At 68.8% G+C, this 15482-nt stretch carries 14 protein-coding genes; 10 read left to right on the plus strand and 4 right to left on the minus strand.

Annotated elements, in window-relative coordinates:
- Window positions 1-172 precede the first annotated feature (172 nt).
- From GJV80_RS22080 to GJV80_RS22115, 8 genes are all read left to right on the plus strand, one after another.
- The gene (locus tag GJV80_RS22080) at window positions 173-718 is read left to right on the plus strand and encodes a GNAT family N-acetyltransferase (RefSeq protein ID WP_154689742.1); all 546 of its coding nucleotides are present in this window, start codon (window positions 173-175) and stop codon (window positions 716-718) included.
- On the plus strand, window positions 654-1532 hold the full coding sequence (locus tag GJV80_RS22085) for a class I SAM-dependent methyltransferase (RefSeq protein WP_154689743.1): 879 nt from the start codon (window positions 654-656) through the stop codon (window positions 1530-1532). The genes GJV80_RS22080 and GJV80_RS22085 overlap by 65 nt, the downstream gene beginning before the upstream one ends.
- 2 nt (window positions 1533-1534) lie before the next feature.
- A complete protein-coding gene (gene map, locus GJV80_RS22090; RefSeq protein WP_230208459.1) occupies window positions 1535-2389 on the plus strand; it encodes a type I methionyl aminopeptidase in 855 nt (284 codons plus the stop codon).
- A 69-nt stretch (window positions 2390-2458) separates the two neighbouring features.
- A complete protein-coding gene (locus GJV80_RS22095) occupies window positions 2459-3511 on the plus strand; it encodes an ATP-binding cassette domain-containing protein (protein WP_154689745.1) in 1053 nt (350 codons plus the stop codon).
- Window positions 3508-4347 carry an ABC-2 family transporter protein gene (locus GJV80_RS22100; RefSeq protein ID WP_154689746.1) on the plus strand — a complete coding sequence of 280 codons (840 nt, stop codon included), beginning with the start codon at window positions 3508-3510 and terminating at the stop codon, window positions 4345-4347. The genes GJV80_RS22095 and GJV80_RS22100 overlap by 4 nt, the downstream gene beginning before the upstream one ends.
- Window positions 4348-4349: 2 nt before the next feature.
- Window positions 4350-5144, plus strand: coding sequence for an ABC transporter permease (locus tag GJV80_RS22105; protein WP_154689747.1), 795 nt, complete (start codon window positions 4350-4352; stop codon window positions 5142-5144).
- A gap of 1 nt (window position 5145) precedes the next feature.
- The gene (locus GJV80_RS22110) at window positions 5146-5991 is read left to right on the plus strand and encodes a phosphotransferase (protein WP_154689748.1); all 846 of its coding nucleotides are present in this window, start codon (window positions 5146-5148) and stop codon (window positions 5989-5991) included.
- A gap of 37 nt (window positions 5992-6028) precedes the next feature.
- Entirely contained in the window at window positions 6029-8188 is a 2160-nt protein-coding gene (locus GJV80_RS22115) for a prolyl oligopeptidase family protein (protein ID WP_154689749.1), read from the plus strand.
- On the opposite strand, the gene GJV80_RS22120 is transcribed toward GJV80_RS22115, so the two are convergent.
- From GJV80_RS22120 to GJV80_RS22130, 3 genes are all read right to left on the minus strand, one after another.
- Entirely contained in the window at window positions 8170-8712 is a 543-nt protein-coding gene (locus GJV80_RS22120) for a dihydrofolate reductase family protein (protein WP_154689750.1), read from the minus strand. The two genes, GJV80_RS22115 and GJV80_RS22120, sit on opposite strands and share 19 nt — an antisense overlap.
- Before the next feature lie 104 nt (window positions 8713-8816).
- Entirely contained in the window at window positions 8817-9788 is a 972-nt protein-coding gene (locus GJV80_RS22125; RefSeq protein WP_230207934.1) for an RNA polymerase subunit sigma-70, read from the minus strand.
- Window positions 9789-9830: 42 nt separating this feature from the next.
- Entirely contained in the window at window positions 9831-10733 is a 903-nt protein-coding gene (locus tag GJV80_RS22130) for an ABC transporter substrate-binding protein (RefSeq protein ID WP_154689752.1), read from the minus strand.
- Between the two features lie 39 nt (window positions 10734-10772).
- On the opposite strand from GJV80_RS22130, the gene GJV80_RS22135 reads away from it, so the two are divergent.
- On the plus strand, window positions 10773-11141 hold the full coding sequence (locus tag GJV80_RS22135; RefSeq protein ID WP_154689753.1) for a DUF1707 domain-containing protein: 369 nt from the start codon (window positions 10773-10775) through the stop codon (window positions 11139-11141).
- Window positions 11142-11264: 123 nt separating this feature from the next.
- Here GJV80_RS22135 and GJV80_RS22140 read toward each other — a convergent pair whose 3' ends face one another.
- A complete protein-coding gene (locus GJV80_RS22140) occupies window positions 11265-12317 on the minus strand; it encodes a zinc-dependent alcohol dehydrogenase family protein (RefSeq protein WP_154689754.1) in 1053 nt (350 codons plus the stop codon).
- Window positions 12318-12559: 242 nt separating this feature from the next.
- Here GJV80_RS22140 and GJV80_RS22145 point away from each other — a divergent pair, with 242 nt between their 5' ends.
- Window positions 12560-15403 carry a GNAT family N-acetyltransferase gene (locus tag GJV80_RS22145; protein WP_154689755.1) on the plus strand — a complete coding sequence of 948 codons (2844 nt, stop codon included), beginning with the start codon at window positions 12560-12562 and terminating at the stop codon, window positions 15401-15403.
- The last annotated feature ends 79 nt before the right edge of the window (window positions 15404-15482 follow it).

Consider the following 15482-nt stretch of genomic DNA (forward strand, 5'->3'; position numbering starts at 1 on the left):
CCTCGCTGCCGCGACCTTTACTCGCCGGCGCACCAGATGCAACGGGTGCGCGGCCGACCAACCGGTGCGGCGCCGGCCAACTGGTGCGGCGCCGATCAACTGGTGCGGGAGGACTCGGAGGCGGTCGCCGCCGGGCGAGAGACGTGATGGGTCGAATAGTCTGGTCGACGACATGATCACCGTCCGACCGATGACCGACGCCGACGCCCAGGCCGTCCTGGCGATCTACCGCATCGGCATCGACGAGGGCGACGCCACCTTCGAGACCGGTCCGCCCGGCTGGGACGAATTCCTGGCCTCCAAGATCGCGGCGCTGAGTCGGGTGGCGGTCGACGCCGACGGGACGGTCGTCGGCTGGATCGCCGCCTCGCCCGTCTCCGCCCGGGCCTGTTACGCCGGAGTCGCCGAGCATTCGGTGTACGTGCATCCGAGGGCCCGCGGACGGGGAGTCGGCTCCCGACTGTTGGCCGAGTTGATCACCGCCGCCGACGCTGCCGGGATCTGGACGATCCAGTCCTCGATCTTCCCAGAGAACCGGGCCAGTCTGCGCCTGCACGCCGCCGCCGGCTTCCGGGTCGTCGGCCGGCGGGAACGGATCGCCCGCCACCACGGCCGCTGGCGCGACACGGTTCTGATCGAGTACCGGCGCCCCGATGACCCCGCCGATCATCCTGGAGTCGGAACTGCGGTGGAAGCGGTCGGCGATGCGGCCCGGTGAGCCGAGTGCAACCGCGTACAGCGCCGCCCGGCATCGCGCCATGCACCAGGTCCTCGAGGGCGGCCGCATCTTCCGGGACCCGCTGGCCTGGCGGATCCTCGGTACCGATCATGATGGACTCGTCGCCTCCGGCGGCTATCACGACCGGCCGGGGCTACGCATCCTGATCGCCGTACGCCATCGGTTCGGTGAGGACCGACTGGCCGAATCGGTCGCGGCGGGCACCCGGCAGGTCGTGGTGCTCGGCGCCGGGCTGGACACCTTCGCCTGTCGCAACCCATATCCGGATCTGATCACCTACGAGGTGGACTTCCCGGCAACCGGCGCCTGGAAGCAACAGCGGCTGGCCGCCGAAGGCATCGCCGAGCCGGTGACGCTGCGCCGCGTCGGGGTGGATTTCGAGACCGACGATCTGCGGGACCGTCTGGCCGCGGCCGGCTTCCGTGCTGACCGGCCGGCGTTCTTCCTCTGGCTCGGCGTGGTGCCGTACCTGACCCGGCAGGCGGTGTTGCGCACATTGCGGATGATCGCCGGCATCACCGACGCCGAGGTGGTCTTCGACTACGCCTGCCCCGTGGATCACTTGTCCGAGCAGGCACGCCAAGCACGTTCCAGGTTCTCCGAGCGGATCCAGCGGCTCGGCGAGCCGATGATGAGCACCTTCGACACGCCGGAACTGCACGATCTGCTTGGTGACCTCGGGTTCGTGGTGGTCGACGACCTGGACCGCGACGCGATCCGCACGCGGTATCTCGGCATGCCCCGCAGCGGTGAGCCGGGCAGTGCCCGGGTGATCGCCGCCCGGCTGGGATGAGCGTGTTCCGCCGCCGACGGCCGCAGCTGGAGACCACAGACGAACTGCTGGTCATGCGGCGCGCCGGCCTGGTGGTCGCTCGGACGCTGGCGGCTCTGCGCGAGGAGGTCACGCCAGGCATCAGTACCGGTGAGCTGGACCAGATCGCCGACGAGCTGATCCGGGCCGCCGGGGCGACCCCGTCCTTCCTCGGCTACGGTGGCGACGCTGGTCGCGGAGGTTTCCCGGGCGTGATCTGTACCTCGGTCAACGACGAGATCCTGCACGGCATCCCGGGCAAGCGGGTGCTGGCACCCGGCGACCTGATCTCCATCGACTGCGGCGCGGTCGTCGACGGCTGGCACGGCGACGCGGCGATCACCGTCCCGGTCGACGAGCCGGCGGCAGACCATCGGCTACTGGTCGAAACGACGGGGTCCGCGTTGTGGTCGGGGATCGCCGCCGCACGCCTCGGTGGCCGGATCGGTGACATCTCCGCCGCGGTCGAGGACCGGATCGACGCGCTGGAGACCGAGCACGGGCGGCCGTACGGCATCGTCACCGAGTATGTCGGTCACGGGATCGGATCGGCGATGCACCAGGAGCCCGAGGTGCCGAACGTCGGCCGGAGTGGCCGCGGTGTCCGGATCGTCCGCGGGCTGGCGCTGGCCATCGAGCCGATGATCACCCTGGGTTCGGCGGAGAATCACACCGCCGGCGACGGCTGGACCGTGGTCACCGATGACGGCCGTCCCGCCGCGCACTGGGAGCACACCATCACCGTCACCGATCGGGGGACCTGGGTGCTCACTGCCGAGGACGGTGGCGAGGCCGCGCTGACAGCCCTCGGCGTGCCGTTCGGACCGCTCGCCGACTGACCCGTCACCTGCCGCAGCGGCCGATATCCTCCTGCCGATCGCCTGGTCCCGCCGATAGGGTCAGGGACCATGCCGCCGATCGTCAGCGCCCAGGGACTGGTCAAGACGTTCCGCAGACCGAGAAAGGCGCCGGGGCTGGCCGGTGCCGTACGCCACCTGCTCCGACCCCACCACGAAACCGTGACCGCGGTCGACGGTGTCGACCTCACCATCGAGGAAGGCGATTCGGTCGCCTATGTGGGTCCCAACGGTGCAGGAAAGTCGACGACGATCAAGCTGCTCACCGGGATCCTGGTGCCGTCGGCCGGCTCGGTCGACGTCTGCGGCATCCGCCCGCACATCGACCGCCAGGCCAACGCCCGCAACATCAGCGTTGTCTTCGGACAGCGGACACAGTTGTGGTGGGACATCCCGGTGATCGAATCGTTCCGGCTGCTCGGCGACATCTACGCCGTACCGGCCGCCGACTACCGGCGGACCATGGACGAACTGGTCGACGTCCTGGACCTCGGACCGCTGCTCGGTGTGCCGGCCCGGCAGCTGTCGCTCGGCCAGCGAATGCGCTGCGACCTCGGCGCGGCACTGATCCACTCGCCGCGGGTGCTGTTCCTGGACGAGCCCACCATCGGCCTGGACGTTGCCGTCAAGGCGCGGCTGCGGGAATTCGTCGGCGGAATGCGCCGTCGCCGCGGACTGACCGTGCTGCTGACCTCTCACGACCTCGGTGATATCGAGGAGCTGTGCCCGCGGATGATCATGCTCGACCAGGGCCACATCGTCTACGACGGCCCGTTCGACGAGGTGACCCGCCGGTTCGGCTGGGAGCAGAAGGTGGTGGTCACGCTCGGCGACGAGGTCGCCGAGGCGGCGGACCTGGCGGCCGCGGCACTGGCCAGGACCGGGCCGAGGATCGAAACGACGGCCACCGGGCTCGAGGTGACCTACGACAGCCGGATGATCACTTCCGGCGAGGTGATCAAGGAACTCGCCCTGGCCGTACCGGTCGTCGATCTCGCCCTGGAGGAGACATCGGCGGAGTCGATCGTCCGGCGCCTCTACGAGGGCAACTTGACTTTCCAACAGTCCTTCCAGCCCGCAGGTGACCCGGAGCAGGAGCGGTGACAGCCGTCGACGCCGTCACGACCCGGCAGGGTCGGGACACAGCCGGGCCGAAGTATCTGTCACTGGCCCGGACCACCCTGCAGCAGGCGATCGCGTACCGGATCACGACGTTCTTCAACGTCGGACTGACCTTCATCTGGGTGATCATCCTCTACTACCTGTGGCGTGCCGCGTATGCCGGCCGGCCGTCGATCGGCGGGCTGAGCTGGGACCAGATGCGGACCTATGTGGTGATCGCGTACGGCATCAATGCGCTCGTCGGCTGGCGCACGGGTACCGCCATGATGGCAACGATCAGGACGGGCGACATCGTCTTCGAGATGGTGCGTCCGCTCAACTACTGCACCACACAGATCGCCCGGGCCTGCGGCTTCACCGCCGTCGAGGGCGCCGTCAGCCTGGCGTTCACACTGGTGATCGGCCTGCTCTTCCTCGACATCCGGCCACCGGCCTCGGTGGCCGCGGCGCTGCTGTTCACGCTGGCTCTGGTCATCGGCTTCCTGACCAAGGTGCTGGTCGTCTTCCTGGTTTCATTGCTGACCTTCTGGACACTGAACGGGATGGGGCTGATGTGGTCCCAGCAGGCGATCATGCAGATCCTCTCCGGAACCATCGTCCCGCTGGCGCTGATGCCTGGCTGGTTGCAGGTCATCGCCCAGGTACTGCCGCTGCGCGGCATCGTCTCGACGCCGTTGCAGTTCTATCTCGGCACCGCCGCCGGGTGGCAGGCCGTCGGCCTGCTGGCACTGCAGGTCGGCTGGCTGATCGCCCTGTGGGTATTGGCCAACCTCGCCTGGAAGCGCGCCTTCCGGGTCGTCGAGATCCAGGGCGGCTGATCATGCGCCGACTGACCAAGATCTTCTTCCGGCTGCAGTTGGTTCAGCTGCGATCGGCCATGGAGTACCGCGCCGACTTCTGGATCGGCGCGGTCGGCGCGATCCTGCAGCAACTGGTCAGCATCGTGTTCCTGCTGACCTTCTTCGGACACGTCTCCTCGCTCGGCGGCTGGTCGCTGTGGCGCATCCTCGTACTGCAAGGGATCGTGATGACAGCCGACGGCATCCGGGAGATGTTCGCCGACGGCGTCTGGAAGCTGCGCGCCGACGTCAACACCGGGTCGTTCGACCGGGTGCTGGTCCGGCCGATCCCGCCGGCCATGCAGCAGGTCACCGCGCTCGCGTCGATCCACGGGATCGGCAACGCCGGCCTGGGGCTGGTGGTGTTGATCATCGGTCTGGCCCGGGCCGACGTCAGCTGGCAGTGGTGGTCGCTGCCGCTGTTGGCGATCACCGTGATCTGCGGCACGGTGTTGAACACCTCGATCAGCTTCCTGACCAACATGATCGCCTTCTGGGAACCGTCCGCACAGAGCGCCTTTCCCACGATGATCGCGCTGATGCGGGACTTCGCGAAGTTCCCGCTGGACATCTACGGCATCGTGATCCGCTTCGTGGTCACGGTGGTGCTGCCGTACGGCCTGATCAGCTACTACCCGAGCAGACTGTTGTTCGGCATCGGGCACACGTCGGGTTGGTGGGCGACGACGCCGGTGATCGCGGCGGCCGCTGCCATGCTGGTCGCGTCCGTCGTCTGGCGTCGCGGACTGAACCGCTATCAGGGAGTGGGGAACTGACATGCCCGGAGCACCGCTGCGTCCCGACCAGCATCGCGATGAGCTGATCAGGCTCGCCCGTGCCGACGGGCTGGAATCGGAGTTGACCATCGATCTGGACAACTCGGAGTTCAAGATCGGCTGGGAGAACGTCGTGCTGGACAGCCCCGACGGCTGGATCGTGCGGTTCCCCCGCGACGACGAGGTGCCGTTCCACCGCGAGCTGCGGTTACTGGCCAGACTCCATGATCGACTTCCGGCGCGGATCCCCGCCGTCGTCCGGACCGGTCGGAGCGCCAGGTACGCGGTGTACCGGCGGCTGGACGGCGCCGTGCTGGACCTGAAAGCCTTCGAGGCGGCCGATCCGCTGGTTCGCGACCGGGTCGCCGCACCGTTCGGGCGTTTCCTGGCCGCCATGCACGACGCATTCAGCCGCGACGAGATCACCGCACTCGACGTGCCCGCCGCGGATCAGTTCGGGGACGAGTCGACCGCCGAGCGGCTGCCGGCAGCCGTCCGTTCGCGCTACCAGGAGGTCCGCGCACTGGTTGCCGACCGATTGGCGTCCGGCGCCGCGCCGCCGGTGCTGCTGCACAACGACTTCCATCTGGGCAATCTCGTTCTCGACGCGCCGCTCGGCCGGCTTGCCGGCGTCTGGGACTTCTCCTGCGTCGCCACCGGCGATCCGAGCGTCGAGTTCCGTTACCTGGTCGGTGATTCCCGGGAGCTGGCGGCTCGGATCGCCAGTGCCTACGCCGCGCGCACCGGCCGGGAGATCGATCTTGGTCTGGCCGCCGCCGTGCTGAAGCTCGAGGAGGTTTCGGATGCACTGGAGGAGGGCCGGGATCCGGTGCCGTATCTGACCTAGCGACCGACCGCCGGACCCGGGATGGCAGGCTGTGCACATGGCTGCCGAATCCACCGCCGACGCCCCGTTCCTGGAGTATCCCGAGTCCCGCGCCGGCGACTTCGCCGAAACGCTGCACGGCCGGACGATCGCCGATCCCTACCGGTGGCTGGAGGACCCGGACTCCGACGAGACCCGGGACTGGGTCAGGCGGCAGAATCTCTTCACCGAGAAGGTCTTCGCCGACATCAGCGAACGGGCCTGGTTCACGGCGCTGATGAACAAGATCGTCCGGCGCCCGCGGGCCGGTGTCCCGGTCAAGCGCGGCGGCCGGTACTTCGTCAGCCGCAACGACGGCAGCCTCAACCAGGACCAATGGTTCGTCGCCGACAGCCTGGAAGACCTGCGGGCCGGTGGCCGGCTGATCATCGACCCGAACATGCTGTCCGAGGACGGGACGACCTCGATCCGCGGCTTCACCGTCAGCAAGGACGGCACCTACCTGTGCTACCAGGTCAGCGAGGGTGGCAGCGACTGGGTCGACTTCAAGCTGGTCGACCTGGCAACCGGCGAATCGGTCGATGACGCGCCGATCCAGACACGCTTCACCAGTGCCGTCTGGCTCCCCGACAACACCAGCTACCTGTATTCGGCGGTCCCTCACGAGGGGCGCGGCGAGGGATCCCAGGCGACCCAGGTCAGGACCGGACTGCTCAAGCTGCACCGGGTCGGCGACCCCGAGGACGCCGACCGAGTGATTCTCGACATCCGCGAGGAATACCAACAGGGCTTCATCGGCGCCCAGGTGTCGCCGGACAACCGGTACCTCGTCCTCACCCTCGTCGAGGGGACCGAACGGGTGAACCGGCTGTGGATCCACCGGATCACCCAAACCGACGGCCGATCGACCCTTTCCGAGCCGATCAGGATCATCGACAAGGCGTACGCCGAATTCGACTTCGTCCGCAGCGACGGTGACACGATCGTCCTCTACACCGATCACGAGGCCGATCACGGCCGGATCGTCAGCGTCGATTTGGCAGAGTTCGAACGGACCGGAGAGTTGCAGCTCACCGAGCTCGTCGCCCAGACCGGGGACTCGACCATCGGCACCGCAGCCGCCGGGGACGAACTGCTCGTCCTGCGGCTGGTCGACGTCCAGCCGGTGATCACCCGTTACGGCCTGGACGGCACCGAACTGGGCACCGTCGACGTCAACGGCGGGTCGGTCGTCGGGTGGTGGGCCGACCCGGACTCCGACGAATGGTTCGTCGGTCTCTCGACGGTCACCTCACCGACGCGCGCCTATCGGGTGCGGGTCGGGTCCGGCACGGCCGAGCCGCTGGATGATCTTGTCCCGCCGGGTGCCGGGTTCACTCCGCCCGAGGTGACCATCGAGCGTCGTCGCGCGATGAGCAAGGACGGCACGCAGGTCCCGTACTTCTTGATCACGCCGCAGAACACAGAGCCGGCCGACGGTCCGCGGCCAACGCTCCTGTATGGCTACGGCGGCTTCACCATTCCCGTCGAGGCCGACTACCGGCCGATGTGGCCGGGTTGGCTGGCGGCCGGCGGCGTGATCGCCATCGCCAATCTGCGTGGAGGAACCGAATACGGACGGTCCTGGTACGAGGGCGGTCGGCTGGCCAACAAGCAGAACGTCTTCGACGATTTCATCGCCATCGGCGAGGAGCTGATCACCAGCGGTGTCACCAGCCATGATCAACTGGCCATCCACGGCCGGAGCAACGGCGGCCTGCTGGTCGGCGCGGTGATGACCCAGCGTCCTGATCTTGCTGCCGTCGCGCTGCCCGGCGTCGGCGTGATGGACATGCTGCGCTTCCACAAGTTCACTGCGGGTGCAGCCTGGACCTCCGACTACGGGAACCCCGATGACCCGGCGGACTTCGAGATCGCGTTGGCGTATTCGCCGCTGCACAACATCGGACAGGCCGAGTATCCGGCGACGCTGATCATGACCGGTGATCACGACGACCGAGTGGTGCCGGCGCACAGCCTGAAGTTCGCCGCGACACTGCAACAGGCCCAGCGCGGTCCGGCACCGGTGGTGGCGCGGATCGAAACCCAGACCGGCCATGGGATGGGCAAGCCGACCGCGATGGTCGCCGCCGAACTGGCCGACATGCTGGCCTTCGCCGCGCACTACACCGGGCTCGACGTACCGGAGGACGCCGGCGATCAGGACCGCAGCGCGTAGGTCAGGATCGCATTCCCTGCGCTGGTCCTGGTTGCGTCGACCAGGACCAGCCGGGTCAGCGGCACGCTCTCGTCGAACAGCCGACGCCCCTCGTTGGTGACCACCGGATGCGTGGTCAGGGTCAGTTCGTCGACCACCCCGGCCAGGAACAGCGAACGCACGGTCTCGATCCCGCCACCGACCGAGATGTCCCCGCCCTCGGTCTCCTTCAGCTGACGGACGTACTCGACCGGATCACCGTCGACGACTGTGCTGTTCCAGGGCAGATCCCCGGACAGGGTGGACGTGATCACATGCTTGCGTACCGGATTGATCCAGGCGCCGAACGGATCGTCATGGCCCGGCCAGTACTCCTTCCACTCCTCCCACAGCTTGCGCCCGATCACCATGTCGGTGACCGGCCCGATGACCTTGCCCATCATCGCGCCCTCCTCCTCGCCGAAGGCGTCGAACTGCCAGAGGTTGGGGCTCTCCACCACGCCGTTGACCGAGTGGAACAGGTGTGCGGTGACCTTGCGAGTCATGATCGTTTCTCCTTCGAGGAGGTGGTTCGGTTGACCCTTCGATACAACAGACGACACGGACCGCCGGAACTGATCGCTGCCGCCGAACTTTTGTGGTGATCCGGTCAGCGCCCCCGGTTGTCGTCGACGACCCGGGACGGAAGCCCGAACTCGACGAACGGTTGCGGACCCATGAAGTGGGTGATCGCCGCGATCCGGCCGCCGCGGTGGTCGAGCACATGGAGCGCGAACGGTTCCCATCGACCGTCGCCGACGTCGTGGTAGACGGCGACCGCCGGTTGACCGTTGGCGGCGGTGATGATGGTCCTCGAGTTGCGGCAGATCTGCCCGGGTCCCCGCCACCAACGTTCGATCTCCGCGCTACCGCGCAACCACAACTCGTACGGCGGCATGCTGAAGGCGGCGTCCTCGGCCAACAGGCTCACCAGCCGGTCGACGTCGTACGCCTCGAACGCCGCGACGTAGTCGTCCAGCAGCCGCTGGTCCGGGGACTCCGGCGGCGCCGGATCCGGATCCCGCGCGGCAAGCGTCCGGCGTGCCCTGGCCAGCGCCGAGTTCACCGAGGCGACCGACACCTCGAGCAGCCCGGCGCATTCCTGGGCGGACCAGGCCAACACGTCCCGCAAGATCAACACGACACGCTGCATCGGCGGCAGCACCTGCAGCGCGGTCACGAAAGCCAGCCGTACCGAATCGCGCAGTTCGACGGTTGCGGACGGATCACCCAGGTGAGCGCCGAGGAAGTCGTCGCGGATCGGTCCGATCCAGGTCGCCTCCGGCAGCGTGGTCAGCGACCGCGGATCGTCCGGGACGTGTCCCGGGGAGCTGAGATCGGCCGGCAGCGCCCGGCGTTGTGGTGCCTTCTTCATGTCCAGGCAGATGTTGGTGGCGATCCGGTAGAGCCAGGTGCGCAGCGATGCCCGGTGGTCGAAGGTCGCTGCACGCTGCCAGGCGCGCACCATCGTCTCCTGGACCGCATCCGCGGCCTCGGCGTAACAGCCGAAGTAGCGGTAGCAGTAGCCGAGCAGTTCGCTGCGATAGCTCTCCGGGTCCAGTTCGTTGACGGTGGCCGACACGGAGAGCAGCCTATTGCGCCGGATGCCGCCGCATCGGCTGGTTCAGCGGACCCGGCGGATCGCTCCGCCGGCCTGCGGTATCGCGACCTCGGGATGCAGGATCGCGGCCAGTGCCTCCACACCGTCGACCAGCCGCGGTCCGGGCCGGACCATGATCCCGTCGGCGTCGATCGCCCACAGCTGGGCGTCGGCGAACTGCTCGACGAACTTCGGGTCGCCGAGCAGTCGCTCGGCCTGCCCGACGGCGCCGGCCAGATCGAAGCCGCACGGCGAGATGACCAGGATCTCCGGACGGGCCGCGGCGATCTCGGGCCAGCTGGTGGCGGCGGATCGCTGACGCGGCCGGCAGGCGACCGGCTGCCCGCCCGCGGCGGTGACCATGTCCGGCATCCAGTGGCCCGCACCGAACGGCGGGTCGATCCATTCGATCACCGCCACCCGGGAGCGTGGCAGGCCACGGACGGTTTCGGCCACGGCATCGAGCCGGGCGCCGAGTTTCGACATCAACGCCGAGCCGCGGTCGGGGACGCCCGCCGCCCGGGCCACCGTGCCGATGGAATCGATCACCTCGTCCAGCGAGTAGGGGTCGAGGGTGACGACCTCGGCGTGACAGCCCAGCTGCTCGGCGGCGTCCCGTACGGTTTCGGTGGGCACGGCGCACACCGCGCACAGGTCCTGGGTCAGGATCAGGTCGGGCTGCAGCTCACCCAACGCTCCCGCGTCCAGGGTGTACAGGTCCTCACCGGCGGCCAGCCGGTCCCGGACGCTGCGGTCGATCGTCGCCGGGTCGACGCCTGCGGTGGACATGCCGCCGACGATGATCTGCTTCTCCTCCCTCGCCCGGGCCGGCTCGTCACACTCGAAGGTGACGCCGTACAACTGATCCTCCAGCCCGAGTGCGTAGGTGATCTCGGTCGCTGAGGGAAGCAGGGAGACGATCCGCATAGCCACGACCGTAACCCGAGCCGTGGGTAGCCTGGGACCATGAGTGAGCTGCCGATCTCGTCGAAGTACCGGAGTACGCCCGATGCACCGGTGACCGACGACGAGCGCGAGCAGTTGACCCGGCGACTGAACGATGCCTTCGCGGCCGGGAAACTCGACCAGGACACCTACTCCGCCGACCTGGACCGGTTGTACGCGGCCCAGCGGCTCGGCGAGCTGGTGCCGGTGGTGGAGAAGCTGCCGTCGGTGCAGACCTACAACAACCCCGACATGGTGCAGCAGTCCGCCGACGTACGTCCCGGCGAGGTCTCGCCGGCCAGGCCGGCGAACCGGCTGACGATCGCCGTCATCGCGGCCATTGTGCTGATCGTCATCATCATCGCCGTACTGCTGGTGGCCATCCTCTGACGCCCGCTCCACGCGCCTTCGCCCCCACGCCCCACCTCACCCGGTTGCCGCACCACCTGCTGCACCCCGCACCGGGTGTACAGGGTGCGGGGTGCAGCAGGTGGTGCGGCAAGGGGGTGGGGATCAGTGCAGGGCCTCCGGACCGAAGAGCACGACCTTCAGCGCGCCGCTGGTCGCCGGGTCGGCGAACACGTCGTACGCGTCCTGGATCTCGTCCAGTCCGAACCGGTGGGTGACCAACGGCGGCAGCTCCAGCCGTCCCTGGGACAGCATGGCCAACAGTGTCGGCGTCGACGAGGTGTCAACCAGCCCGGTGGTGATCGTGACGTCCTTGTCCCACAGCTCCTCCAGGTGCAGCGTGACCGGCGCACCGTGTACGCCGATGTTGGCCAGGTGCCCGCCGGGCCGGATCAGCCGGGCGCACAGCTCGAACGTCGCCGGGATGCCGACCGCCTCCAATGCGGCGTCCGCTCCCAGACCGTCGGTGAGCTCCCGCACCCGGGCGACCACATCGTCGTCGGGGGAGAGCACCTCGTCGGCCCCGGCGGTCAGCGCCGCCTTGCGGCGTTCGTCGGCAGGATCGACGGCGATGACGCGCAGCGGGGAGTAGAGCCGGCTGGTCGTGATCGCGGCCAGGCCGATCGGCCCGGCGCCGACGATGACGACGGTTGCTCCCGGCCGGACCCGGCCGTTCAACACCCCGACCTCGTACGACGTGGGCAGGATGTCGGCCAACATCACCGCCTGCTCGGCGCTGATCGACGCCGGCAGCTTGTACATCGACCGCTCGGCGAACGGGATGCGAACCTTCTCCGCCTGCGTGCCGTCGACCAGGTGACCGAGGATCCAACCGCCACCACCCAGGCACTGGCCGAACCGCTGCTGCCGACAGTAGCTGCAGCGTCCGCACGCGGTGACACACGACATCAGGACGCGGTCTCCCGGCGTGAACCCGCCGACTCCCTGGCCGACCTCGAGGACTGTTCCGACCGCCTCGTGGCCGAGCACCCGGCCGCGCTCGACGCTCGGCACGTCACCCTTGAGGATGTGCAGATCGGTGCCGCAGATCGTCACCGCGTCGACGCGCACGATCGCGTCATCAGGTCCGCTGAGCTGGGGGTCGGGCACGTCCGTCCAGACCCGTGACCCGGGACCGCCATAGACCAAGGCTTTCATCGTCGGACTCCTCGCGTCGCATCGTTTCCGTACACACATCGGGCCGTCCTGATCAATGAGCTGATCAGACCTCGTCACCCGACGTCTCTCATCCTGGCCGTGATGCCCGGCCGCGGGTACGGTCCGAATCTCCTGTCCCTGCGGGACTTTCGTCACTGACGGCCCGGGCGGCGCGGGCACCAGACTTCTGGTCGGCGGCAGATCCCTGCAATCCGAACGCGGCACCCAACAGGAGTGAATCGATGAGGGTACGACCCGAGGCGGATCCGACAACGAGCCGGATGCTCCGGGGGCCGGTGGTCGACGTGCTGCTGGCCAACGGCGATGTTGCGACGCTGAGGGCTCTCCAGCCCGATGATCACGACGCGTTGGTGGAGCTGCACCGGCGGACCGACGCGGAGAGTCTGCGGTTGCGCTTCTTCAGCAGCAATCCCGCGGCCGGCCTGCAGTACGCAGAGGGGCTGATGTCCCGGATCGAGCAGGTGATTGCCCTGGTCGTCGTGCGCCGTGGGGTGTTGATCGGTGTCGCTGCTGTCGAGCCGGCCGGTTCGGACACTGCCGAGGTGTCGTTCCTGGTCGATCCCGCCGCGCAGGGACTGGGTATCGGAACGCTGCTTCTGGAGCACCTCGCGGCGGCCGCGCGGAGTCGTGGCATCGATCGGTTCGTCGCCGAGGTGCTCGCCGAGAACGCCCCGATGATCAAGGTCTTCACCGATGCAGGATTCGACCTGCGTCGCCGGATCGATCGTGGCGTGATCATCCTGGAGTTGGACACGGTGGCCTCGGCGAAAGCGGTGGCAGCCGCCGACCTGCGCGAGTCCCGCGCCGAGGCTCATTCCCTTGCCCCGTTGCTGCATCCCCGCAGCGTCGCGATCGCCGGAGTGCGTAGGGACGGCACCGGTGTCGGTCGCGCGGTGCTGCAGTCGATCATGAACGGCGGGTACACCGGAGTGATCCGGCTGGTCCATCCGCAGGCATCGGTGATCTCCGGTATTCGGGCCCACCCGGATTTCGCCGCGATCGGTGAGCCGGTCGATCTGGTGATCATCGCGGTACCGGCGGGGCAGGTGCTGCCGGTGATCACCGAAGCCGCCGAAGCCGGCATCCGGGCCGCGGTGGTGCTCGCGTCGGGATTCAGCGAGCTCGGCCAGACCGGTCGCACGCTACAACACGAGATGGTCCGGGTGGCCCGCCGCCACGGCATGCGGATCGTCGGGCCGAACTGTCTGGGCGTGATCATCGGCGATCAGGACGTACGGCTCAACGCGACCTTCGTTGATCAACTACCTCCGCCCGGTGGCTTGGCGGTTGCGTCGCAGTCCGGTGGTGTCGGCATCGCCCTGATCGACGCCGCAGCACGCACCGGGCTCGGGGTGCAGTCGTTCGTCTCCCTGGGCAACAAGGCCGACGTCTCCGGCAACGACCTGCTGGGTGCCTGGATGAACGACGAGCGGGTCACGGCTGCCGCGCTCTACCTGGAATCGTTCGGCAATCCGCAGAAGTTCGACCGGCTGGCCCGCCGGTTCACCGAGTCCAAGCCACTGCTCGCGGTGATCGGCGGCCGGTCGGCCGGTGGACGACGCGCCGGTGCGTCGCATACCGCCGCCGCAGCGCCTCCCTCGGTCGGGGTCCAGGCGCTCTTCGCCCAGGCCGGCGTGATCGACTGCCGGGACCTGGACGAACTCGCCGACACCGCGCGGCTGCTGCAGAGCCAGCCGCTGCCCGCGGGGCTGCGGGTCGGGATCGTCAGCAATGCCGGAGGCCTCGGCGTTCTGGCAGCCGACGCGGCAGCCGCCAGCGGCCTGCTGGTGCCGGAGCTGACACCGGAGTTGCGGCAGCGGATCGCTGCCGGTCTTGGATCGGGTCGCAGCGTGATGGCGGCATCGTCCCTGGGCAATCCCGTTGATCTTGGTGCCGGCGTGACAGCAGACGGGTTCACTGCTGCGGTCCGCGAGGTCACCACCTCAGGGGAGATCGACTCGGTGTTGATCATCCTCGCCGGTACCGCGGTGACCGATGCCCGTGCCGTGCTGGCCGGCCTCAACGGCGCGGCCGGCCGGCCCGGCGCTGATTCCTGTGCCGACTCCCGGGAAAACCTCGGCAGCGACGGACAGACCCGGGTACCGCGGACGTTGGTCGCCTACGGTCCGGGCACCGACACCGACGACGCGCGGGTCCGCAGCGACGCGACCCGGTACGTCCGGATGCGTTCCGCCGGTGCGGCGCTGGCCGCGCTGGCCCACGCCGCTCGTTACCGCAGCTGGCGGGAGGGCGGCGGCGGCGAGCTGCCGGCCGAGGACCGGCCGAGGGCGGACCGGGCCCGGCGCACCGCACGTCGCGAGCTGGCTGCTTCGGCCGCGGCCGGTCGGGACGGCTGGCTGACTCCCGATGCCGCCGCCCGGCTGCTGGAGGCGTACGAGATCCCGCTGACCGCCGGCCAGGTGGTGGTGGGCGCGGAGCAGGCGGTGGCCGCCGCGGACCACAGCGGCTACCCGGTGGTGATCAAGGCCGCCGACCCGACCGTTGTGCACAAGACCGATCGCGGTCTGGTCCGTACCGGGCTCACCACCCCGTCCGCGGTACGCCAAGCAGCCGCCGCGATGACCGCCGAACTGGGTGAGGGCCCCGAGGGGCACGATGCGCTATTGGTTCAGCCGCAGGTCGGCGCCGGCGAACCGGGGGTCGAGTTGGCGTTCGGCGTCGTCCGCGACCCGTCGTTCGGTCCGTTGGTGATGGTGGCGGCCGGGGGAGTTGCGATCGATGTCTGGGCCGACCGGGTCTTCCTGATGCCGCCGTTGCGCCAGGGTGAGGCCGCCCGCGCGTTGCGTCGGCTGCGGATCTGGCCGCTGCTGGCCGGGCACCGCGGCAGCGGCCCGGCCGACATCGCCGGCCTGGAGGCAATGCTGCTCGGCCTGGGTCGGTTGTCCCTCGACGTACCGGAGCTGGCCGAACTCGACCTCAACCCGGTCATCGCCCTGCCGGCCGACGTCGCGAGCAGCCCGATCGCCTGTGTGGACGTCAAACTGCGGCTGGCCGAGGCCGTGCAGCCCACCGCCGGTGAGGCGCCGGGGTTGTCGCCGAGTTAGCCGAGTCAGTCGGGTTAGCATTGCCTAACAAATGTGGTCGACCACACATCCTGGTCGGTCGTGAGGATTGGAATGCGTC

This window comes from Microlunatus sp. Gsoil 973 (assembly GCF_009707365.1).
In the GTDB taxonomy this organism is placed as follows: Bacteria; Actinomycetota; Actinomycetes; order Propionibacteriales; family Propionibacteriaceae; genus Microlunatus.

Bases quoted from the DNA above. Each gene is read 5' to 3' on its own strand.
- GJV80_RS22145 (WP_154689755.1), top strand. From the start codon at position 12,560: ATGAGGGTACGACCCGAGGCGGATCCGACAACGAGCCGGATGCTCCGG.
- GJV80_RS22085 (WP_154689743.1), top strand. From the start codon at position 654: ATGACCCCGCCGATCATCCTGGAGTCGGAACTGCGGTGGAAGCGGTCG.
- GJV80_RS22130 (WP_154689752.1), bottom strand. From the start codon at position 10,733: ATGCGGATCGTCTCCCTGCTTCCCTCAGCGACCGAGATCACCTACGCA.
- GJV80_RS22110 (WP_154689748.1), top strand. From the start codon at position 5,146: ATGCCCGGAGCACCGCTGCGTCCCGACCAGCATCGCGATGAGCTGATC.
- GJV80_RS22115 (WP_154689749.1), top strand. From the start codon at position 6,029: ATGGCTGCCGAATCCACCGCCGACGCCCCGTTCCTGGAGTATCCCGAG.
- GJV80_RS22135 (WP_154689753.1), top strand. From the start codon at position 10,773: ATGAGTGAGCTGCCGATCTCGTCGAAGTACCGGAGTACGCCCGATGCA.
- GJV80_RS22120 (WP_154689750.1), bottom strand. From the start codon at position 8,712: ATGACTCGCAAGGTCACCGCACACCTGTTCCACTCGGTCAACGGCGTG.
- GJV80_RS22105 (WP_154689747.1), top strand. From the start codon at position 4,350: ATGCGCCGACTGACCAAGATCTTCTTCCGGCTGCAGTTGGTTCAGCTG.
- GJV80_RS22080 (WP_154689742.1), top strand. From the start codon at position 173: ATGATCACCGTCCGACCGATGACCGACGCCGACGCCCAGGCCGTCCTG.
- GJV80_RS22095 (WP_154689745.1), top strand. From the start codon at position 2,459: ATGCCGCCGATCGTCAGCGCCCAGGGACTGGTCAAGACGTTCCGCAGA.
- GJV80_RS22140 (WP_154689754.1), bottom strand. From the start codon at position 12,317: ATGAAAGCCTTGGTCTATGGCGGTCCCGGGTCACGGGTCTGGACGGAC.